Genomic DNA, 18,542 nt, shown 5'->3' on the forward strand with positions numbered 1-18,542 from the left:
TGGCGGCGAAGGCTGGCAGGTGATCAGTTGGGCAGTGCCCGGGCGTCGACCTTTTCCACCCATTGCGGGAAGAAGGAAGGCTGGCGGTTCGACCAGCCCGACGCGGTTGCGGCGGCTTCGCTGATCGACTGGAGCAGCTTGCGGCGGAGATCCGGGTGCAGATTGGGCAGCGCTGCCGCCGAGCAGAAGGCGGATGGCAGCCATGGCCGAACTTCGGCGCCGACCAATCGCTCATAGAGGAAGCGGTAGGCCGAGAAGCTGGTCAGCCGGCCCTGACCCAGATCGAACGCAGAGACCGTCACCAGCGGCGCCATGAACGGCTCGATCGTGCCGAGGTCGCTATCGTTGGGCAGAAGCGCGCGCACTTCCACCAGCCGCTCGTACATACGCGCCTGGGCGCGGATGCTGGCGGCCTCGACCACGTCGCGCGACCAGCGGGTGAGGGCGTCGTCGCGCTCCAGCCCGATGTCGAGCGAGCGGCGCACATAGCGCTGGGTCGCCGCGGTAAATCCTGCGAATTCTTTCATCTCGGCCAGCGTCATTGCGCCTTCGGCCGGTCTGTTCCGTGCAGCCATGCCAATCTCCCACCCACTCTTGCGTCCCCAGGGAAGGATCATGCGCCGCAATGGTTAACGCGAACCTTAACGGCCCCCTCCGTATCCCCACGAGCATTGGAACGTATAATTTGGTGCAGTGCAATATCCGGATGCGACGAGTTGAGTTTGGGGATTCCTGAAGGCTCCGGCGGCGGTTCCGTCCGTTCAGAAACGGTTCAGCGCACTCCATCGGTCCAATCCAACGGTTCGTCGGATCGGCGCACCCCGGGGCTTCACCTTCGTCCTATGATCTGGCTACCAACACTCAACAGATTCGCTTCCTGACCGGGGGGTCCAATTGAGTTTCACACGTTTTGCAGCGCGTTTTGCGCTGGTGGCTTCGTGCGCTCTGATGACTGTCGCCCCGGCTCAGGCTCGCGGGACTTTCTGGCAGTGCGTTACCTTTGCCCGCCAGGCTACGGGTGTCGATCTGCGCGGCAATGCCTGGACCTGGTGGGACCAGGCGGCCGGCCGCTACGAGCGCGGCGAGGCCCCGAAGGTCGGCGCTGTCATGTCGTTTCAGCGTACCGCTCGCATGCCGATGGGCCATGTTGCGATGGTTTCCAAGGTGATCAGTGAGCGTGAAGTGCTGCTGACCCATGCCAACTGGTCGCGCCGCGGTGCCGTCGAGCGTGACGTCCGCGCTGTCGATGTGTCGCCTAATGGCGACTGGAGCCAGGTCCGCGTGTGGTACGCCCAGACCGGCAGCCTCGGCACGTCGGTCTATCCGGTGAACGGCTTCATCTATCCGGGCGCGCCGGCCAGCGACTGGGCCAATGTCCAGGTGGCGTCGCTCAACCTGCCGCAGCTCGCCGCAAATTGACGGGCGCTCAGGCGGCGCGGAAGGCCATCGCCACGCCGTTCATGCAATAGCGTTTTCCGGTCGGTCGCGGGCCGTCGTCGAACACATGGCCGAGATGGCCGCCGCAACGGCGGCACAGCACTTCGACCCGTGACATCCCGAGGCTGTCGTCCGCCCGCGTGATCACTGCATTGTTGAGCGGCGCGTAGAAGCTAGGCCAGCCGGTGCCGCTGTCGAACTTTGTTGTCGAGGCGAACAGAGGCAGATCGCAGCCCGCGCAGACGAACACGCCTTTGCGATGTTCCTTGTTCAGCGGACTGGTGAAGGGATATTCCGTGCCGCCCCGGCGAAGGACGTTATAGGCCGCCGGGCTCAGCCGCTTGCGCCATTCGGCGTCGCTCAGCTTGTAGGGGAAGTCCGGCAACGGCGTTGCGGGCGCGGTGCCGCAGGCGAGCAGCGGCAATGCGGCTGCGCTGACGCCGGCGGCAAGCAGTTGGCGGCGGTGTAGCATGGGCGAACCTCCTCAGGCCTCCTGATATAGGTTCGCCCCACGCGCCGAAAAGGTTACAGGCACCGTCAATAGCGGCTGAGTTCGACCGGCATTTTCCGATAGCCATGGACGAAACAGGCCGCCACCCGCTCCGGCTCTCGCAGCACATTCGCGCGCAGGCGCCGCCGGGTCATTTCTTCCATCAATATCCCGATCTGCAATTCCGCCAGTCGGGCGCCGACGCAGCGATGAATGCCATGGCCAAAGGCAAGGTGGCGGCGGGCATTTTCACGGTCAACGATGATCTTGTCGGCATCCGGGAAGATGCTCTCGTCCCGGTTGGCCGAGAGATACCAGAGGATCAGCTTGTCGCCCTCGCGAATTGTCTGCCCCTCCAGCGCCGTATCCTGCGTCGCCGTGCGGCGCATATGAGCGAGCGGCGTCTGCCAGCGGATGATTTCCTGCACCGCATTGGGGATCAGGCCGGGATCGGCCTCCAGCCGCGCGCGCTGGTCGGGAAATTGCTCCAGCCCCCAGGCAAAGGCGCTCATCGAATTGCGCGTGGTGTCGTTGCCGCCGACGATCAGCAGGATCAGGTTCCCGAGGAACTCCATCTGATCCATATGCGCCATCGCATCGGAATGGATCATCATGGAGATCAGGTCGGGGGTGGGTTCCTTGCCGATCTTCCGCTGCCACAGATTGCCGAAATAGGCGGCGCACTCGAACAGGATCTCACGGCGTTGCTCCTTGCGCGCGGGATCCTTGGCGATCTCGATGTCGCCCGCCCAGTCGGACCAATAGGTAAGCAGGCGTCGTTCTTCCCAGGGGAAGTCGAACAGGATCGCCAGCATCTGCGTGGTCAGTTCGATCGAGACATGGTCGACCCAGTCGAATTCCTGCCCCACCGGCAGGCCATCGAGAATCTCGCCCGTCCGCCGACGGATGTCATCGCTCATCCGCACCATCTCGCTGGGTGTGAAGGCTGGGGAGACGGTGCGGCGCTGGCCGGTATGTTTCGGCCGGTCCATCGCGATGAACATCGGCATCTTGATGTCGCCTTCCATCAGATCGGCGATGGTGATGCCGCCTGCCTCGCTCGAATACAGATCGGGAAGTGATTCGACTTCGACGATCGGCTTGTAGGTGGAGACCGACCAATAGGGGCCGAAAGCGCTGTGCCCGGTGTAATGGACCGGATGCTGGGCGCGCAGTTCGCGAAACGGCGCCTGCCAGATATCGTCGCGGTAAAGTTCGGGCCGGCTGACGTCGAGCGGATCGACGTGATTTTCCGGCGCAGCGTCAGAGACAAGCGTCGCCATGAGTCCTCTCCCGTTATTTGGGGGCAGGAGGCCACATGCTTACACAGGTGTCAATAGTGCTGACTCTCGTCAGGCCTGCGCAGCTTTTTTCGCTCGCTTCGGGCTGCCGGACTTGAGCACGCCGCGCCGGAACAGGCGGGCTGCCACCCAGATGATGACTGCGACCCACAAGGCTTGCCAGGGCAAGGCGAGCAAGTGCGGCCACAGCTCCGGCGACGTTACAGCGCGCGCGGCCATCGCTAGCGGCGAGCTGAACGGGAAGATTTCTGCCACCCGCGCGATCCAGCTATCCTCATGTCCGCCGGCATAGGAGCCCAGGCCCAGCATGCCGAACTGGAAGATGGTGATCGGCAGCGACAGCATCTGGATCTCGCGCTGCGTCGACGCAAGCGAGCCCAGCCCCAGAAATACCGCGCTCTGCAGCAGATAGGCCATGGTGAAATAGGCGACGAACAGCACCGCAAAGACGGGGCCGGTGGCCGTGCCGAGTTCCGACAGGAAGACAGCGGCGTTCGGCGGCAGCAGCTTGGGCAGATTGACGAGCAGCGTGCCCCAGAAGCAGACGAACAGCAGCGCCGAGCCGAATGCGCCCAGCAATTTGCCGAAGAACACGCTTTCCAGCGGCACGGCGGCGGCGAGCACTTCGATCACCTTGTTCGAACGCTCTTCCGCCATCGCGCCCACCGCCTGGCCCGATAGCATCAGCGTCAGGAAGAAGATGCCGAGGGCAGCGAAATAGGCCGATACGCTCTTGCCACTGGTGCTTGGCTCGCCGCGGGTGACGACTTCCACGCTCGGGCTGCTGAGCGGTTGCGCGCCGCCGCTACGTTCGGCCCGCAGCGTCTGTTCGGCCAGCGCGGCGAGATAGCGGCCATCGCCCGGACTGTCGGGGGCGCGCAGGATGTGCGGATGATCGAGCGGACCGTAGAGGATAGCCGAAATCTCCACCTTGCTATCGTGGAACAGCGTCCGCGCCTGTTTGGCAGGATCGGCGGCGGGCGCGTCGATCCGCAGGCTGGGGCGGTCGAAGCTGCTCGGGAAAACCGTGCGCAGCTGCTTGTCGGCGGCGCGGATCGCCGCTTCCTGCGCGGCCGGCGCAATCACGACGATACGCTGCTTGTCTTCGTTACCGCCCAGCGCGCTCTGGGCGCTGAGGTTGCCGACCACGCCGAAGCCGATCATCAGCAACGGGCTGAACAGGAACAGCAGGAAGGTGGGCGTCATTACCGTCGCGGTCAGGTCGCGGCGGGCAATGGTGAGCGTCTGGCGCAGGAAGCGGCGGAACGGGCTCATGCAATCGCCTCCTGCTGGGCTTCGGCTTCGGCCAGTGCTTCCGCACCGACGATCCGGACAAAGGCATCGTGCAGACCCGGGCGGTCGATCGACAGGCCCGATATGCCATAGCCTGCCTCGATCAGACGGACGAGGAGTGCCTCCACCCCTTCGTCCGGCACCGTGAAGCGCCAGCTCCCGGCGTCGTCGCGCACCGCATCGGCGGGGAGCAGGTCGGCAACACCGATGGCATCGTGATGCGGGGTGTAGCGGGCGCGCAGCGACAGGGTGGCGCGGGCTTCGTCCACCGTGCCTTCAAAGCGGACCTTGCCGCCCGCGATGATCGAGATGCGCTCGCACAGCCGCTCGGCATGGGCCATGACATGGGTGGAAAACAGGATGGTCGCACCACGATCGCGCTGGGCGCGGATCAGGCCTTCCAGCCGTTCCTGATTTACGGGGTCGAGGCCCGAAAAGGGCTCGTCCAGCACCAGCAATTCCGGTTCGTGCACCACCGATCCCAGCAATTGGACCAATTGGGCCATGCCCTTGGAGAGCTTGCGGATCTTCTCGTCTGCGGCGTGGCCAAGCCCGGCGCTTTCGAGCAATTCGCCGGCACGCTTGCGGCCGGTCGCCCAGGGCAGGCCGCGCAGCGCGCCCATGAAGGCAATCGCCTCGCGGCACTTCATGTTGGGGTAGAGGCCGCGCTCCTCCGGCAGATAGCCGACATGGTCGCTCCTGTCGCGCGGATGGGCGCTATCCAGCAGCGTGCGCTTGCCTTCGTCGGGCTCGATGATCCCCAGCAGCATCCGCAGCGTGGTGGTCTTGCCCGCGCCATTGGGGCCGAGCACGCCATAGATCAGCCCCTTGGGGACGGCGATGCTCACGCCGTCAACGGCACGCCGGTCGCCGAAGCGTTTGACGAGCCCGGTGGCATGCACGGCCAGATCGCGCAATTTGGCTTCCCCCCTGTATCTGCATTCGTGGTAGCGGGTGCGTGTGCGACAAGACAAGCCCATCGAAACGCAACTTAAAGTCAAAGCGGCCGAAATCGGCTTCGCGGCCTGCGGGATCGCCGATGCCGGGGCGACGCCGCTTGCCGCCGCCCGGCTGCGCGAGTGGCTGGCGGAGGGCGCGCATGGCGACATGCTGTGGATGGCCGAGCGCGAGGAACAGCGCGCCAGCCCGCGCGGGCTGTGGCCCGAGGTCCGCTCGGTGATCGCCCTCGGCATGAGCTATGCGCCTGCCACCGATCCGCTGGCCCTGGCGGAGGCGGGGGAAGTGGGGCGCATCTCCGTCTATGCGCAGGGGGGCGATTATCACGATGTGATGAAGCGGCGGCTGAAGGAACTGGCGCGCTGGCTGGTGGCGGAGGCGCCGGGTGCCGATTTGAAGGTGTTCGTCGATACCGCGCCGGTGATGGAAAAGCCGCTGTCCGAGGCGGCGGGGCTCGGCTGGCAGGGCAAGCACACCAACCTTGTCAGCCGCGAGCATGGCAGCTGGCTGTTCCTGGGGGCGATCTACACCACGCTCACTCTGGCGCCGGACGGGCAGGGGCGGGGCGGCTGCGGCAGTTGCGATGCCTGCCAGACGGCCTGCCCGACCGATGCGTTCCCGGCGCCCTATCGGCTCGATGCACGGCGCTGCATCTCGTACCTGACGATCGAGAACAAGGGGCCGATTCCGCACGCATTCCGCGCCGGCATCGGCAACCGCATCTATGGCTGCGACGATTGCCTGGCGGTGTGCCCGTGGAACAAGTTCGCCGCCGCCGCGCAAGCAACCCTGGCGTTCCATCCGCGCGCCGAGCTCACCGTGCCGTACCTTGCCGATCTGCTCGCGCTCGACGATGCGGCGTTTCGTGCGGTGTTCGCGGGCTCGCCTATCAAGCGGATCGGGCGCGACCGGATGGTGCGCAACTGCCTGATTGCTGCGGGAAACAGCGGCAGCGCGGCGCTGTTGGCGCCAGTCGTGGCACTGCTCGACGATCCTGCGCCGGTGGTGCGCGGCGCGGCGGTGTGGGCATTGTCCCGGCTCGATCCGGCGCGCTGGGAAGCCGAGCGCCCGGTGCGGGCGCAGGCCGAGTGCGATGCCGATGTCGCCGCCGAATGGGCCGCCTCAGCGCCGCTTCGTTAGCGCCGCGACGCAGCTCGCCTGGTCGATCGGGCTGCCGTCGCGCTGGCGGGCATCGACCCAGGTGACGACCGGCTGGCCCTTGGCGCCCTGTAGCGGGTAGAGATAGGCATCGAGGACGCAGATCGGCCCGGTGAATTGCAGCTTGCGGCCGGTGCCTTCGGTCACATCGAGCCGAGGCTCGCCGAAACGCGCGATCAGATGCGCGGCATCCTGCCCCCGCACTGCGGCGAGGTTGAGCGGCTGGGTTGGGGCTATGGCAGGCGCCGGTACCGGGACATAGCCGGCGCTGCGCGGTGCCGGCACGGCCGGGCCGCAACCGGCCAGCGCCAGTGGCGCGAAGCAAAGGGGCAGCAGGCGGATCGTCGTTCGAGCGTTCAAGTTCTTTCCCTTGGTTGCACTTGGCACAGCCCCTCTTTAGGGCTTCGCCAACTTCAATTGGAGCCCAGAAACTTGACCAGCCCCACCTATGACGTGGTCGCGATCGGCAATGCCATCGTCGACATTCTTTCCCAGGCCGACGATGCCTTCATTGCCGAAATCGGCGTGCCCAAGGGATCGATGCAGCTGATGTTCTCCCCCGAAGAGGCTGACGCCCTCTATGCCAAGATGGGCCCCGGTCGCGAGGTTTCCGGCGGGTCGGCGGCGAACACCGTTGCGGGCATCGCCGCGCTAGGCGGCAAGACCGCGTTCATCGGCCAGGTTGCCGACGACCAGCTCGGCACCGTGTTCGCGCACGACATCCGCGCGGCGGGCGTGCATTTCGACACGCCGGTGCGGGCCGGCCAGCCGACCACGGCGCGCTGCCTGATCTTCGTGACGCCGGACGGCCAGCGGACGATGAACACCTTCCTCGGCGCGTCGCAGTTCCTGCCGGCGAGCGCGCTGGACGAGCAGCTGATTGCGAACGGCGCGATCCTCTATCTCGAAGGCTATCTGTGGGATCCCGAAGAGCCGCGCGCCGCGATGCGCAAGGCGATCGAGATTGCGCGGAATGCCGGCCGCAAGGTGGCGTTCACGCTGTCCGACGTGTTCTGCATCTCGCGCCACGGCGACGATTTCCGCAAGCTGATCGAGGACGGGCTGATCGACATCCTGTTCGCCAACGAAAACGAACTGCTGGCGCTGTGCCAGCATGAAGAGTTCGAAGCGGCAGTGCAGCACATCCATGGCAAGGTGCCGCTACTCGTCGTCACCCGCAGCGAAAAGGGCGCGATTGCCCTGCAGGGCGACGAGCGGGTGGAGGTTTCCGCCGAACCGATCGACGAACTGGTCGACACGACGGGCGCGGGCGACATGTTCGCCGCGGGCTTCCTGCACGGCCAGGCGCAGGGCCGCGGGCTGGAGGATTCGCTCCGCCTCGGCGCCATCTGCGCGGCGGAGATCATCCAGCATTATGGCGCGCGCGCCGAGAAGGACCTGAAGGCGCTGGCCGCCGCGAAGGTGGGCTGAGCCCCGCCCGCGGGAGGTGAAGTTTAGGAAGTTTAGGCTCGGCGAGGGTTGAATCCCTTCGCCGGGCGGTCGATTTCGGGGCTTATATCAAGCTGCATGGATGGAGACCCATCCCCAGCGTCATGCCAGCGCAAGCTGGCATCTCCCGCAGGTGCGCTGTTCCGCTTTCGCCCAGCCCCACGCGGACGAGGCCCAATCAACGCAACTTGATATTACTTGTCAAAGAGCGGGCCACGGCATCCGTCGGCCGACGCCAGTGCAGCAGCCAAAATCCTATTTTGCAAGCGCCGTTCGGATGGCGCTGGCGGTGATGAAAAAGGGCCGGAGGATCGCTCCTCCGGCCCTTTTCCTTTGTCGGTCAGAACCGTCAGTGCGTGCCCGGCACCGGCGGCTGCAGATCCTCATAGGCTTCCGGCTCGTGCACTTCGTCGAGCCCGCGACCGACATGGCTGCGCGAGCGGCTATAGGCGAAGTAGACGATGAGGCCGATGATCGCCCAGCCGATGAACAGCAGGATCGTCGCGTGCGACAGGCTGACGAACAGATAGAGGCAGCCAATGATCGCGATGGGTGCCGTCACCATAATCGCCGGCGTGCGGAACGGCCGCTTGCGGTGCGGATCGGTACGGCGCAGCACCAGCACCGCGATCGACACCGCGGCGAAGGCGAACAGCGTGCCGGAGTTCGACACGTCTGCCAGCAGACCGACGGGGAAGAAGGCGGCGAACAGCGTCACGAAGATGCCGGTCAGCAGCGTGATGACGTGCGGCGTATGGAACTTCGGATGCACGCGCGAGAAGAATTCGGGCAGCAGGCCGTCGCGGCTCATCACGAAGAAGATGCGGGTCTGGCCGAACATCATCATCAGGATGACCGACGGCAGCGCGATGATTGCCGCAGCACCGACCAGCCAGCCGATGAACGGATAGCCCACCTGCTTCAGCGTCCAGGCCAGCGCTTCCTTCGAGCAGACAACGGCTGCTTCGTGGATCGCCTGACATGCCTGCGACAGGGCCGGCGTGCCCGGCGACAGCGGAACGCCCGAGGGGCCGGAAACCGGCTGCGCGCCCACCGTGCCGATCACCCCGGCGGCGACGAGCAGATAGAACAGGGTACAGATGCCCAGGCTGCCGATCAGGCCGATCGGCATGTTGCGCTGCGGGTTCTTGGTCTCCTCGGCGGCGGTCGACACCGCGTCGAAGCCGACATAGGCGAAGAAGATCGATGCCGCGGCGCCCGAAATGCCGGCAAAGCCGAGCGGGGCGAACGGCGTGAACTGGCCGGTCTTGATGACCGGGATGGTCAGCACGACGAACATCGCCAGCGCGATCACCTTCACGCCCACCAGTACGGCGTTGACGGTGGCGCTTTCCTTGGTGCCCTTGATCAGCAGCGCCGTCACCACCGCCGCGATCAGCATCGCCGGCAGGTTGATCATGCCGCCGTCGAACGGCCCGCGCACCAGCGACAGCGGGATGGTGATATGGAAGCTGGAGTTGAGCCAGCCGATGAAATAGCCCGACCAGCCGACCGACACGGCGCCGGCCGCGATCGCATATTCGAGGATCAGCGCCCAGCCGACCATCCAGGCGACCAGTTCGCCCATCACCGCATAGCTATAGGTATAGGCTGAACCCGACACCGGCACCATCGCCGCCATTTCGGCATAGCAGAGCGCCGCCACCGCACAGACGAAGCCGGCGATGACGAACGACAGCATCATGCCGGGGCCGGCCTTTTGCGCGGCTTCGGCGGTGAGCACGAAGATACCGGTACCGATCACCGCGCCGACGCCCAGCATGGTGAGCTGGAAGGCGCCGAGCGAACGATGGAGCGATTTCTTTTCGGCCGTGGCCAGGATTGCATCGAGAGGCTTTACGCGCCCGAATATCATTGCATGGTCCCCTTCGCGGCGAGCGTTGCGCCGCCCCCTTTGGATCGAAAGGCGCGAGCCTAATCGCAAAAGCGGCGGGCGCAATCCCTTACGGCGTGGTTCGCGAAACAATATTACGCAGTTTTCCCCGGCTCAGCGGGCCAGCATCGGCCCCAGCGGCTTGCCGGCGAAGATATGGACATGGAGGTGCGGCACTTCCTGATGCCCGTCCTGCCCGATATTGGCGAGCAGGCGATAGCCCGGCTCGACGAACCCCGCCGCCCGCGCCACCGTGCCCACCGCGCGGACGAAGCCGGCAATTTCCGCATCGCTGGCGTTGGCGGAAAAATCGTCCCAGCTCACATACGGCCCCTTGGGGATCACCAGAATGTGATGCGGCGCCTGCGGGTTGATGTCGTGAAAGGCGAAGGCGAAGTCGTCCTCATACACCTTTTTCGACGGAATCTCGCCGCGCAGGATCTTCGCGAAGACGTTCTGGTCGTCATAGGGAAGCGTGGGGTCGATCGGCATGATGGGCTCCGTGGTTCAGATCCTCCCCGGAACGGGGAGGGCATCGCATCGCGCTCTCTTGCTCCCCTCCCTGCATTGCAGGGAGGGGCCGGGGGTGGGGCCGCCGCCGCCAGGCGGCGGGACTCGCTTTCCGTCGGGAGAGCATTTTTCGGAGCGCGCAGACGCGCGCACCCACCCCCAACCCCTCCCTTGTCAGGGAGGGGAGCGAAAGAGCCAAAGGTGGTCGCTCTCCCCGTTCCGGGCAGGACCGAGGGGGAGCGGGCCTCACGCCCCGCGCGCCGCCTTTTCGGCGATGCCCGACACGCCTTCGCGGCGCGCCAGCTCGGCGCGGACGTCGTCGAGGCTGAGCCCCATGTCCGCCAGCAGCACCAGCAGGTGGAAGAGCAGGTCGGCCGATTCCTTCACCAGCTCGGCCTTGTCGTCCTGGATCGCGGCGATCACTGCCTCGGTCGCTTCCTCGCCCAGCTTCTGCGCGATCTTGGCGCGGCCGCGCGCCGTTAGCTTGGCGACATAGCTGGCCGCGGGATCGCCGGTGCGGCGGTCGCGGATCGTCTGTTCGAGCGTGTCGAGAATATCGGCCATGCGCCCCGGCTGCGGGAGCCGGGCGCCGCTGTCAATCCTGCCGGCGGCGGAAGCGTGCCCGCAACCGGCTGCGGACGAGCCAGATGCCGCCCGCCGCGCAGGCCGCCAGCGCCAGATCGGACAGCTCGGGCATCGAACGGTGCCCGGCGACGCCGGTATGTGCCGGTTCGTCGGCGGCCAGGGCAGGGGTGGCCAGGAGCAGCAGGGGCAGAAGCGCGCGCATGGCCCTTCCATGCACCGGCGGCGGTTGGCGAAGGGTTAAGCGGCTTTCCCGCTTGCCCGAATCCGCGCGGCGGGGCAGCACCGTCGCCATGGACGATCCACAACCCGATCCCGCAGCGCCCGACGGGCTGGCGCGGCCGCTATGGCTGGCGCTGGGATTCGTGTTCGTCGCGCTCGGCTTTATCGGCGCGCTGCTGCCGCTGCTGCCGACGACGATCTTCCTGATTCTCGCCGCCGGCTGCTTCGCCCGATCCTCGCCGCGGCTGGAGGCGTGGCTGCTCGGCCATCCACGCTTCGGCCCGACGCTGGTGGCATGGCGCGAACAGGGTGCGATCCCGCGCAAGGGGAAGGTTTTCGCCTGCGCCGGCATGGCGCTCGGCTACGGCCTGTTCGCCTGGGGCGCGCGGCCGGGGCCGTGGCTGGCGGTCGGGGTGGCGGCGGCGATGCTGGGATGCGCTTGGTATGTGCTGAGCCGGCCGACGGCGGTTTGATCGGCCGGGGGATGACTGGGAACCGGCGGACAGCGGGCATCCGGCAGGCCCGCCCTAATGTGTCGGAACCCCGCACTCTAAATATTCGATCGTTCTAGCTTTGAGATTGTACACAACCTGAATAGCCAGGCAGTTTTCCGCCGCTACGAGTGGCCAGTTACCGAATGACACCCATTTGCGTTGGCCCGGCGGTAAATCGGCTATCGCTCGGCAAGATGCAGGTTTTGAAGTCCCATCCGGCTTGATCTCATCGCAGCCGAAATCGGCAGGCCGACTTTCTGTTGCAGTAGTGTACGCTCCAAAGACTCTGCCTTTATCTTCCGCATAATAGCGTGCGTACTTTTTTAGTGGAAGCGAGCCATTCGGCAATTTAATACTCGCTTCGATTTCATCCATGATCTTGTTGTGTTGAGACTCGTCCCGAGCGCTACAAGCCGTGATCGGAAGAAGCGCGGCAATCAAACAAATCCGTTTCATCCGAACTACCATTTCATATGGTAGCTGCGTTTGCAATTGTGACGCAAGCCGACCTGCCGTCCCCCTACCCCCTCACCGGAATCCCCGCCGCCGCCAGTGCCGCGTGCGCCTCCGCGATCGTCGCCTGGCCGAAGTGGAAGATCGACGCCGCCAGCACCGCCGAGGCATGGCCGTCGCGGATGCCTGCTAGCAGATCGTCGAGCCCGCCGACGCCGCCCGAGGCAACCACGGGCACCGTCACCTGATCGGCGATGGTGCGGATCAGCGCGAGGTCATAGCCGTCGCGGGTGCCGTCGCGGTCCATCGAAGTGACGAGCAGCTCGCCCGCGCCCAGCTCGGCGAGGCGCAGCGCGTGCTCGACCGCGTCGATGCCGGTTGCGCGGCGGCCGCCATGGGTGAACACTTCCCAGCGGCCGTCGCCGGTCCGCCGTGCGTCGACCGAGGCTACGACGCACTGGCTGCCCATGCGGTCGGCGATCTCGGCGACCACTTCGGGGCGCGATACCGCCGCGCTGTTCACCGCGACCTTGTCCGCGCCCGCCAGCAGCAGCGCGCGGGCATCCTCGACGCTGCGCACGCCGCCGCCGACGGTGAGCGGCATGAAGCACACCTCGGCGGTGCGGCGCACCACGTCGAGGATCGTGCCGCGCGCCTCGTGGCTGGCGGTGATGTCGAGGAAGCAGAGCTCGTCGGCGCCCGCCGCGTCATAGGCGCGGGCCTGCTCGACCGGATCGCCGGCGTCGCGTAGTTCGACGAAGTTGACGCCCTTGACGACGCGGCCGTTCGCCACGTCGAGGCAGGGGATCACGCGGGCACGGACGGTCATCGCCCGGCCTCGATCGCCTCGGCCAGGTCGAGCCGCCCGTCATAGAGTGCGCGGCCGGAGATGACGCCTTCGATACCGTCCTCGACATGCTTCCGCAGCGCATGGATGTCGTGGATGTCGGTGACGCCGCCGCTGGCGATCACCGGAATCGACACGGCCTTGGCCAGCGCTACCGTCGCCTCGACATTGCAGCCCTTGAGCAGGCCGTCGCGGCCGACATCGGTGAAGAGCAGGGCAGCGACGCCGGCATCCTCGAACCGGCGGGCGAGATCGACAACGCTCACGTCCGACACATCGGCCCAGCCATGCGTGGCGACCATGCTGTCGCGCGCGTCCACCGCGACGACGATCTGGCCGGGATGCGCGCGGGCGGCTTCGCGGACGAGGTCGGGGTTTTCCAGCGCGGCGGTGCCGATCACGACGCGGGTGACGCCCATTTCCAGCCAGCGCCGGATCGACTCGCGGTTCCGGATGCCGCCGCCCAGCTGCACCTTGCCGCGGAATTTGGCGAGGATGTTGGCAACCGCGAGGCCGTTCACCGACTCACCGGCAAAGGCGCCGTCGAGATCGACAACATGCAGCCATTCGGCGCCCGCCCTGGCGAACAGTTCGGCCTGGGCGGCAGGGTTGTCGCCATAGACGGTGGCGCGGGCCATATCGCCCTCGGCAAGGCGGACGACCTGGCCGGCCTTGAGATCGATGGCGGGGAAGATGTGCAGGGTCATTGGTTTGTCCATGTCGGCGCGGCGTCTGCGTTCCCCTCCCGCGAGCGGGAGGGGCGCGATGGTCGAGCGGGCTGCCCTCACGGCTTCCACGCCAGGAACCGCTCCAGCAGAGCGATGCCGTAGCGCTGGCTCTTTTCGGGGTGGAATTGCAGCCCGACGAAGTTGTCGCGGCCGATCGCCGCCGTCACCGGGCCGCCATGGTGGGTGGTCGCCAGCACCGCTTCGCCCTCGAACGCGAAGCTGTGGAGGAAATAGGCCTCGCCCGGCTCGATCAGCGGGTGTTCGGACACGGGCACCACGTCGTTCCAGCCCATGTGCGGCACGCGTACGTCCGGCCCCGCCGGCAGGTGACGCACGGTGCCGGGAATCCAGCCGAGGCCGGCATGGGTGCCGAGTTCCTCGCCCGTGGTCGCCAGCAATTGCATCCCCACGCACACGCCCAGGAACGGCATGGCGTCGCGCAGCACCCGCGTCTCCAGCGCATCGACCATGCCGGGGATCGCGCGCAGCCCCGCCGCGCACGCGCCGAACGCCCCCACGCCGGGTAGTACGACGCGCTCGGCGCGGAGGACTGCTTCCGGATCGGCCGTGACGGCGATGTCGGTAGCGCCGGCCGCCTTCAGCGCATTGTGCACCGAATGGAGGTTGCCCGCGCCATAGTCGATCAGCGCAACGCTCACTGGCCGAGCAACTCCAGCCCCGGTGCGAGCACGCTCGGCGCGACTTCGATGAAGTCATAGTCGGCCGCACCGGCGGTCGCGAAGGGATCGGTCGCGGCCCAGGCCTTCACTTCGTCGAGGCCGCCGCGCGCGAAGAAGAAGCCGCCCGTCACCGGCACCTTCCGCCCGGCCACCAGCAGCCGGCCGTCGGCGACGCCCTGTTTCAACCAGTCGAGATGCGCGGGGCGCAGCGCGTCGATTTCGGCAAGATCGACCTTGTAGGTGAGTAGCACGAGGATCATCACAGCACTCCCTTGGTGGAGGGGATCACGCCTGCCTTGCGCGGATCGATCTCCACCGCCTCGCGCAGCGCGCGGGCCAGGCCCTTGAACGCGGCTTCGGCGATATGGTGGTTGTTGCTGCCGTACAGCGTCTCGACATGCAGCGTCAGCCCGGCGGTCTGGGCGAAGCTGTGGAACCAGTGCTCGAACATCTCGGTGTCCATCTCACCCAGCTTCTTCTGGGAGAATTCGGTCTTCCACACGAGATAGGGGCGGCCGGAAATGTCGATCGCCACCCGGGTCAGCGTCTCGTCCATCGGCGACAGCGCATCGGCATAGCGGCGGATGCCCTTCTTGTCGCCGAGCGCTTTTGCGATGGCTTCCCCGATCGCAAGGCCGGTGTCCTCGACCGTGTGATGCTGGTCGATATGCAGATCGCCGACGGTTTTCACCTCCATGTCGATCAGCGAATGGCGGCTGAGCTGTTCGAGCATATGGTCGAAAAAGCCGATGCCGGTGCTGATGGAATAGACGCCGGTACCGTCGAGATTGACGGTGACGTCGATCGAGGTTTCGCTCGTCTTGCGGCTGATCGTCGCGGTGCGCATGGGGGTGCACATAACGCGCGCTGCGTCGCATGCAATCTTGACCGCAATTTTCCAGCCGCTACCCAGAGGGCATGACTGGCGACGTGCCCGATAGTTTGATTCCGTATGACGAGATCGTGCAGGAGGCCCTGCGCGCCGTTGTGGGCCGCGTTCTCGGCTCGGTCGCGCAAACCGGCGGCCTGCCGGGCGCGCACCATTTCTACATCACCTTCAAGACCCAGGCGCCGGGGGTCGACATTCCCAAGCGGCTGATCGAGCGTTTCCCCGACGAAATGACGATCGTGATGCAGCACCGCTTCTGGGATCTGACGGTCGACGACCGCAAATTTTCGGTCGGGCTCAGCTTCAACCAGATTCCCTCGATCCTGACGATCCCGTTCGCGGCGATCACCGGATTCCACGATCCGGCGGTCAATTTCGACCTGCGTTTCCAGGCGCAGGAAGGCCCCGAAGACCCCGAGCCGCATGACGAAGCCGAAAATGACGGCCCATCGGCGGTGAAGCCGGCGGATGACGGCTCCAACGTCGTCTCGGTGGACTTCAAGCGGAAGAAATAAGCCGGTTTCTCAGAATGCCAGCCGTGCCCGGGCGACCAGCCGGTCGCCGGCATGGCCTGCGTCGGCATAGGGCGAGCGAGCGGCGCCTTCGCGGATGTCGGTGCCGGTATAGGTGATCCCCAGCGTCAGCGCATCCTTGGTCCGCTCAATGCCGAGATGCCAGTCGCTGTAGCTGCCGGTCGGCCGCAAGCGGGCCGAGCGGGGGCCATCCGAATCGCCCCAGCTATGCCCGGCGCCGCCCAGCACGGTGAAGGCGGTGCCGGGAATCCCGACATTGCCGTTCGCATAGGCATAGGCATTGTCGCCGCCGATCGCGCTTTGCGGCGGGGCGTAGGTGAGGCCGGCGCCAAGTTGCACGGGGCCGAGCGAGAAGCTGCCGCTCCCGCCGAGTTCGCCATAGTCCATCCGCCCGCGTGCACCGGCGAAGAAATGGCCGGTGGCATAGCCGCGCAGCGCGAACGCGCCGATCTGGAAGACGCGGCCCAGCTCGACATCGGCAACCGCATCGGCACCGGCGCTTCGCACCGAGCTGCGGGTAGCGGCGATTCGGCCAGACAGGTCGAAGCCGGCCAGCGACGCGGAAGCATCTGCCGAGGCGGAAACCTTGCCTTCGCTCCAGCTGATACCGCGGCGATTTTCGTCGCTGGCGATTTCCACCCCGCCGGTGACGGACTGGGCATGGGCGAGGGTGGGGGCAAGGGCCGGGGCAAGCGCGCCCGCCAGCAGCGTGGCGGCAAAGGCGGAGACGCGCCGGGCGGCGCGCGCCCGGTTACGGGCTTGGCTTTTCTGCATCGATATGTTTCCTGCGGATGCCCCTGCCTGTTTGCGGCCGGTGGCGTGGCTGCTCTAGCGCGTCCGGCGGGCCGGGCAAGTTATCAAATGTTTCCGGCGCTTAGCCGACTTCGATCCATCCGGGCTTGGCGAAGCGGGACTTTTGCTCCTACAGCCGCGCCAAATCATCCCGGAGGATCCTGTGACTCAGACCACCCGTACCGAAACCGACTCGATCGGCGCGATCGAAGTTCCCGCCGACGCCTATTGGGGCGCGCAGACCCAGCGCTCGATCGAGAATTTCCCGTTCGGCGCGCAGGAGCGGATGCCGATCGGCATCGTCCATGCCCAGGCAATCGTGAAGCAGGCGGCGGCGCGGGTGAATGTGAAGCACGGGCTCGACCCCAAGATCGCCGAGGTGATCGATCAGGTCGCGCAGGAAGTGATCGACGGCAAGCTCGACGACCAGTTCCCGCTGGTGATCTGGCAGACCGGCAGCGGCACCCAGACGAACATGAACGTCAACGAAGTGATCGCCGGCCGTGCCAACGAAATCCTTACCGGCAAGCGCGGCGGCAAGTCGCCGATCCACCCGAACGACCATGTCAACATGGCGCAGTCGTCGAACGACAGCTTCCCGACCGCGCTGCACATCGCGGCCGCGCGCGCCGTGACGCTGCAGCTCTATCCGGCGCTCGAGCGGCTGCACGGTGCGCTCGACAAGAAGGCGAAGGATTGGGACCATATCGTCAAGATCGGCCGCACCCATTTGCAGGACGCGACGCCGCTGACGCTGGGCCAGGAATTTTCGGGCTATGCCGCGATGCTCGCCTCCGCGCGGGCGCGGTTCCAGAGCGTGCTGGAAATCGACATCTTCAAGCTGGCGCTGGGCGGTACCGCTGTCGGCACCGGGCTCAACTCGCCGCCCAACTATGCCGAGGATGTCGCGGCCGAGATCGCCAAGATCACCGGCCTGCCGTTCGTCACCGCGCCGAACAAGTTCGAATCGCTGGCGACCAAGGACCAGCTGGTCAACCTGTCGGGCACCTGCAACACGCTGGCGGTGTCGCTGACCAAGATCGCCAACGACATCCGTCTGCTGGGTTCCGGCCCGCGTTCGGGCCTGGGCGAGCTGGAACTGCCGGCGAACGAGCCGGGCAGCTCGATCATGCCGGGCAAGGTGAACCCGACCCAGTGCGAAATGCTGACGATGGTCGCGGGCCAGGTGATCGGCAACCACGTGGCCGTCACCGTGGGCGGCATGCAGGGCCATATGGAGCTCAACGTGTTCAAGCCGCTGATCGGCTCGAACGTGCTGCGCTCGATCACGCTGATGGCGACCGGCATGGAAAGCTTCGCCGAACGCACCGTCGACGGGCTGAAGGCGAACGAGAAGCAGATCGCGGACCTCGTCAACCGCTCGCTGATGCTGGTGACGGCGCTGGCGCCGGCGATCGGCTATGACAATGCCGCCAAGATCGCCAAGAACGCGCATGAAAAGGGCCTGACGCTGAAGGAGTCGGGTCTGGCATTGGGCCTGGTCGATGAAGCGACGTTCGACCAGTATGTCCGGCCGGAGACAATGGTCGGCCGCTGAGGGAACCCCGGCCCGCATGCGCCGTTGTTCGTCCAAAAGGAGACTTGGATGATCGGCAAGGTAATTGCGGGCTGGATCGGCAGCAGCATCGACCGGCGCGACGGTGAGGGCGGCGCGATGGGGGCGGTGATCGGCATCGCCACCTGGGAAGTTGCCAAGCGCGTCGTGCCGGCGGCGCTGGTGCTGGGCGCCGGTGCGGCGGGCGCATTGTACCTGAAGCGCAAGCTCGACGGCACCGCCTGACACTTTCTGCCGCGCGCCGTGGTGGCGCCTTA

General features: G+C 66.2%; 24 protein-coding genes. 7 read left to right on the top strand and 17 right to left on the bottom strand.

Annotated elements, in window-relative coordinates; genetic code table 11:
• Positions 1–23: 23 nt before the first annotated feature.
• Entirely contained in the window at positions 24–575 is a 552-nt protein-coding gene (locus ACT53M_RS16835; protein ID WP_476226917.1) for a hypothetical protein, read from the bottom strand.
• 373 nt (positions 576–948) lie between these two features.
• On the opposite strand from ACT53M_RS16835, the gene ACT53M_RS16840 reads away from it, so the two are divergent.
• The gene (locus tag ACT53M_RS16840; protein WP_476226918.1) at positions 949–1,419 is read left to right on the top strand and encodes a CHAP domain-containing protein; all 471 of its coding nucleotides are present in this window, start codon (positions 949–951) and stop codon (positions 1,417–1,419) included.
• 7 nt (positions 1,420–1,426) lie between these two features.
• Here the strand turns inward: ACT53M_RS16840 and msrB are convergent, their stop codons facing one another.
• The 4 genes from msrB to ACT53M_RS16860 form a co-directional block, all read right to left on the bottom strand.
• Entirely contained in the window at positions 1,427–1,909 is a 483-nt protein-coding gene (gene msrB / locus ACT53M_RS16845) for a peptide-methionine (R)-S-oxide reductase MsrB (protein ID WP_476234859.1), read from the bottom strand.
• Positions 1,910–1,974: 65 nt separating this feature from the next.
• Positions 1,975–3,210, bottom strand: a complete 1,236-nt coding sequence (locus tag ACT53M_RS16850; protein ID WP_476234861.1) for a cytochrome P450 — start codon at positions 3,208–3,210, stop codon at positions 1,975–1,977.
• 69 nt (positions 3,211–3,279) lie between these two features.
• Complete coding sequence (locus tag ACT53M_RS16855; RefSeq protein ID WP_476234863.1) at positions 3,280–4,503, bottom strand: ABC transporter permease; 1,224 nt, start codon at positions 4,501–4,503, stop codon at positions 3,280–3,282.
• On the bottom strand, positions 4,500–5,438 hold the full coding sequence (locus ACT53M_RS16860) for an ABC transporter ATP-binding protein (RefSeq protein WP_476226922.1): 939 nt from the start codon (positions 5,436–5,438) through the stop codon (positions 4,500–4,502). Before ACT53M_RS16860 ends, ACT53M_RS16855 begins: the two co-directional genes overlap by 4 nt.
• 43 nt (positions 5,439–5,481) lie before the next feature.
• Between ACT53M_RS16860 and queG the strand changes: the two genes are divergently transcribed.
• On the top strand, positions 5,482–6,618 hold the full coding sequence (gene queG, locus ACT53M_RS16865; RefSeq protein WP_476234934.1) for a tRNA epoxyqueuosine(34) reductase QueG: 1,137 nt from the start codon (positions 5,482–5,484) through the stop codon (positions 6,616–6,618).
• On the opposite strand, the gene ACT53M_RS16870 is transcribed toward queG, so the two are convergent.
• Positions 6,601–6,996 carry a hypothetical protein gene (locus ACT53M_RS16870; RefSeq protein ID WP_476234865.1) on the bottom strand — a complete coding sequence of 132 codons (396 nt, stop codon included), beginning with the start codon at positions 6,994–6,996 and terminating at the stop codon, positions 6,601–6,603. The two genes, queG and ACT53M_RS16870, sit on opposite strands and share 18 nt — an antisense overlap.
• A gap of 72 nt (positions 6,997–7,068) precedes the next feature.
• On the opposite strand from ACT53M_RS16870, the gene ACT53M_RS16875 reads away from it, so the two are divergent.
• Positions 7,069–8,067: an adenosine kinase gene (locus ACT53M_RS16875; protein ID WP_476234867.1), complete on the top strand. Its 999-nt coding sequence runs from the start codon at positions 7,069–7,071 to the stop codon at positions 8,065–8,067.
• Between the two features lie 367 nt (positions 8,068–8,434).
• Here ACT53M_RS16875 and ACT53M_RS16880 read toward each other — a convergent pair whose 3' ends face one another.
• From ACT53M_RS16880 to ACT53M_RS16895, 4 genes are all read right to left on the bottom strand, one after another.
• Positions 8,435–9,961: an amino acid permease gene (locus tag ACT53M_RS16880; protein ID WP_476234869.1), complete on the bottom strand. Its 1,527-nt coding sequence runs from the start codon at positions 9,959–9,961 to the stop codon at positions 8,435–8,437.
• A gap of 132 nt (positions 9,962–10,093) precedes the next feature.
• The gene (locus ACT53M_RS16885) at positions 10,094–10,471 is read right to left on the bottom strand and encodes a histidine triad nucleotide-binding protein (RefSeq protein WP_476234870.1); all 378 of its coding nucleotides are present in this window, start codon (positions 10,469–10,471) and stop codon (positions 10,094–10,096) included.
• 264 nt (positions 10,472–10,735) lie between these two features.
• Positions 10,736–11,053, bottom strand: coding sequence for a phosphoribosyl-ATP diphosphatase (locus ACT53M_RS16890; RefSeq protein WP_476234871.1), 318 nt, complete (start codon positions 11,051–11,053; stop codon positions 10,736–10,738).
• 31 nt (positions 11,054–11,084) lie between these two features.
• Positions 11,085–11,366 (bottom strand): hypothetical protein, encoded by a 282-nt coding sequence (locus ACT53M_RS16895; protein WP_476234872.1) that lies wholly within the window; start codon positions 11,364–11,366, stop codon positions 11,085–11,087.
• On the opposite strand from ACT53M_RS16895, the gene ACT53M_RS16900 reads away from it, so the two are divergent.
• Positions 11,365–11,766 (top strand): YbaN family protein, encoded by a 402-nt coding sequence (locus ACT53M_RS16900; RefSeq protein ID WP_476234874.1) that lies wholly within the window; start codon positions 11,365–11,367, stop codon positions 11,764–11,766. The two genes, ACT53M_RS16895 and ACT53M_RS16900, sit on opposite strands and share 2 nt — an antisense overlap.
• A 54-nt stretch (positions 11,767–11,820) precedes the next feature.
• Here the strand turns inward: ACT53M_RS16900 and ACT53M_RS16905 are convergent, their stop codons facing one another.
• From ACT53M_RS16905 to hisB, 6 genes are all read right to left on the bottom strand, one after another.
• Positions 11,821–12,162 (bottom strand): hypothetical protein, encoded by a 342-nt coding sequence (locus ACT53M_RS16905; RefSeq protein ID WP_476234876.1) that lies wholly within the window; start codon positions 12,160–12,162, stop codon positions 11,821–11,823.
• Between the two features lie 145 nt (positions 12,163–12,307).
• Complete coding sequence (hisF, locus tag ACT53M_RS16910) at positions 12,308–13,069, bottom strand: imidazole glycerol phosphate synthase subunit HisF (protein WP_476234878.1); 762 nt, start codon at positions 13,067–13,069, stop codon at positions 12,308–12,310.
• Positions 13,066–13,794, bottom strand: coding sequence for a 1-(5-phosphoribosyl)-5-[(5-phosphoribosylamino)methylideneamino]imidazole-4-carboxamide isomerase (gene hisA / locus ACT53M_RS16915; protein ID WP_476234879.1), 729 nt, complete (start codon positions 13,792–13,794; stop codon positions 13,066–13,068). The genes hisF and hisA overlap by 4 nt, the downstream gene beginning before the upstream one ends.
• Positions 13,795–13,871: 77 nt before the next feature.
• A complete protein-coding gene (gene hisH / locus ACT53M_RS16920) occupies positions 13,872–14,474 on the bottom strand; it encodes an imidazole glycerol phosphate synthase subunit HisH (RefSeq protein WP_476234880.1) in 603 nt (200 codons plus the stop codon).
• Positions 14,471–14,755, bottom strand: a complete 285-nt coding sequence (locus ACT53M_RS16925) for a YciI family protein (protein ID WP_476234881.1) — start codon at positions 14,753–14,755, stop codon at positions 14,471–14,473. The genes hisH and ACT53M_RS16925 overlap by 4 nt, the downstream gene beginning before the upstream one ends.
• Positions 14,755–15,342 carry an imidazoleglycerol-phosphate dehydratase HisB gene (hisB, locus tag ACT53M_RS16930; protein ID WP_476234882.1) on the bottom strand — a complete coding sequence of 196 codons (588 nt, stop codon included), beginning with the start codon at positions 15,340–15,342 and terminating at the stop codon, positions 14,755–14,757. The genes ACT53M_RS16925 and hisB overlap by 1 nt, the downstream gene beginning before the upstream one ends.
• Positions 15,343–15,413: 71 nt before the next feature.
• Here hisB and ACT53M_RS16935 point away from each other — a divergent pair, with 71 nt between their 5' ends.
• Positions 15,414–15,899, top strand: a complete 486-nt coding sequence (locus ACT53M_RS16935; RefSeq protein ID WP_476234883.1) for an SspB family protein — start codon at positions 15,414–15,416, stop codon at positions 15,897–15,899.
• Between the two features lie 9 nt (positions 15,900–15,908).
• Here ACT53M_RS16935 and ACT53M_RS16940 read toward each other — a convergent pair whose 3' ends face one another.
• Positions 15,909–16,691, bottom strand: a complete 783-nt coding sequence (locus ACT53M_RS16940; RefSeq protein ID WP_476234884.1) for a TorF family putative porin — start codon at positions 16,689–16,691, stop codon at positions 15,909–15,911.
• A 181-nt stretch (positions 16,692–16,872) separates the two neighbouring features.
• On the opposite strand from ACT53M_RS16940, the gene fumC reads away from it, so the two are divergent.
• Together fumC and ACT53M_RS16950 are read left to right on the top strand one after the other, a co-directional pair.
• A complete protein-coding gene (gene fumC, locus ACT53M_RS16945; RefSeq protein WP_476226938.1) occupies positions 16,873–18,267 on the top strand; it encodes a class II fumarate hydratase in 1,395 nt (464 codons plus the stop codon).
• Positions 18,268–18,315: 48 nt separating this feature from the next.
• On the top strand, positions 18,316–18,510 hold the full coding sequence (locus tag ACT53M_RS16950) for a hypothetical protein (protein WP_476234885.1): 195 nt from the start codon (positions 18,316–18,318) through the stop codon (positions 18,508–18,510).
• Positions 18,511–18,542: the final 32 nt, after the last annotated feature.

The sequence above is a fragment of the Sphingomonas sp. DMC6 genome (genome assembly GCF_056314225.1).

What these genes read in the sequence shown, in the direction of transcription:
- ACT53M_RS16890 (WP_476234871.1), bottom strand. Translation starts at nt 11,053, where the DNA reads ATGGCCGATATTCTCGACACGCTCGAACAGACGATCCGCGACCGCCGC.
- ACT53M_RS16935 (WP_476234883.1), top strand. Translation starts at nt 15,414, where the DNA reads ATGACTGGCGACGTGCCCGATAGTTTGATTCCGTATGACGAGATCGTG.
- ACT53M_RS16900 (WP_476234874.1), top strand. Translation starts at nt 11,365, where the DNA reads ATGGACGATCCACAACCCGATCCCGCAGCGCCCGACGGGCTGGCGCGG.
- hisF (WP_476234878.1), bottom strand. Translation starts at nt 13,069, where the DNA reads ATGACCGTCCGTGCCCGCGTGATCCCCTGCCTCGACGTGGCGAACGGC.
- ACT53M_RS16885 (WP_476234870.1), bottom strand. Translation starts at nt 10,471, where the DNA reads ATGCCGATCGACCCCACGCTTCCCTATGACGACCAGAACGTCTTCGCG.
- ACT53M_RS16940 (WP_476234884.1), bottom strand. Translation starts at nt 16,691, where the DNA reads ATGCAGAAAAGCCAAGCCCGTAACCGGGCGCGCGCCGCCCGGCGCGTC.
- ACT53M_RS16905 (WP_476234876.1), bottom strand. Translation starts at nt 12,162, where the DNA reads ATGGATGAAATCGAAGCGAGTATTAAATTGCCGAATGGCTCGCTTCCA.
- ACT53M_RS16950 (WP_476234885.1), top strand. Translation starts at nt 18,316, where the DNA reads ATGATCGGCAAGGTAATTGCGGGCTGGATCGGCAGCAGCATCGACCGG.
- hisB (WP_476234882.1), bottom strand. Translation starts at nt 15,342, where the DNA reads ATGCGCACCGCGACGATCAGCCGCAAGACGAGCGAAACCTCGATCGAC.
- ACT53M_RS16925 (WP_476234881.1), bottom strand. Translation starts at nt 14,755, where the DNA reads ATGATCCTCGTGCTACTCACCTACAAGGTCGATCTTGCCGAAATCGAC.
- ACT53M_RS16895 (WP_476234872.1), bottom strand. Translation starts at nt 11,366, where the DNA reads ATGGCGACGGTGCTGCCCCGCCGCGCGGATTCGGGCAAGCGGGAAAGC.
- ACT53M_RS16850 (WP_476234861.1), bottom strand. Translation starts at nt 3,210, where the DNA reads ATGGCGACGCTTGTCTCTGACGCTGCGCCGGAAAATCACGTCGATCCG.
- ACT53M_RS16855 (WP_476234863.1), bottom strand. Translation starts at nt 4,503, where the DNA reads ATGAGCCCGTTCCGCCGCTTCCTGCGCCAGACGCTCACCATTGCCCGC.
- ACT53M_RS16840 (WP_476226918.1), top strand. Translation starts at nt 949, where the DNA reads ATGACTGTCGCCCCGGCTCAGGCTCGCGGGACTTTCTGGCAGTGCGTT.
- hisA (WP_476234879.1), bottom strand. Translation starts at nt 13,794, where the DNA reads ATGACCCTGCACATCTTCCCCGCCATCGATCTCAAGGCCGGCCAGGTC.
- ACT53M_RS16835 (WP_476226917.1), bottom strand. Translation starts at nt 575, where the DNA reads ATGGCTGCACGGAACAGACCGGCCGAAGGCGCAATGACGCTGGCCGAG.
- ACT53M_RS16880 (WP_476234869.1), bottom strand. Translation starts at nt 9,961, where the DNA reads ATGATATTCGGGCGCGTAAAGCCTCTCGATGCAATCCTGGCCACGGCC.
- msrB (WP_476234859.1), bottom strand. Translation starts at nt 1,909, where the DNA reads ATGCTACACCGCCGCCAACTGCTTGCCGCCGGCGTCAGCGCAGCCGCA.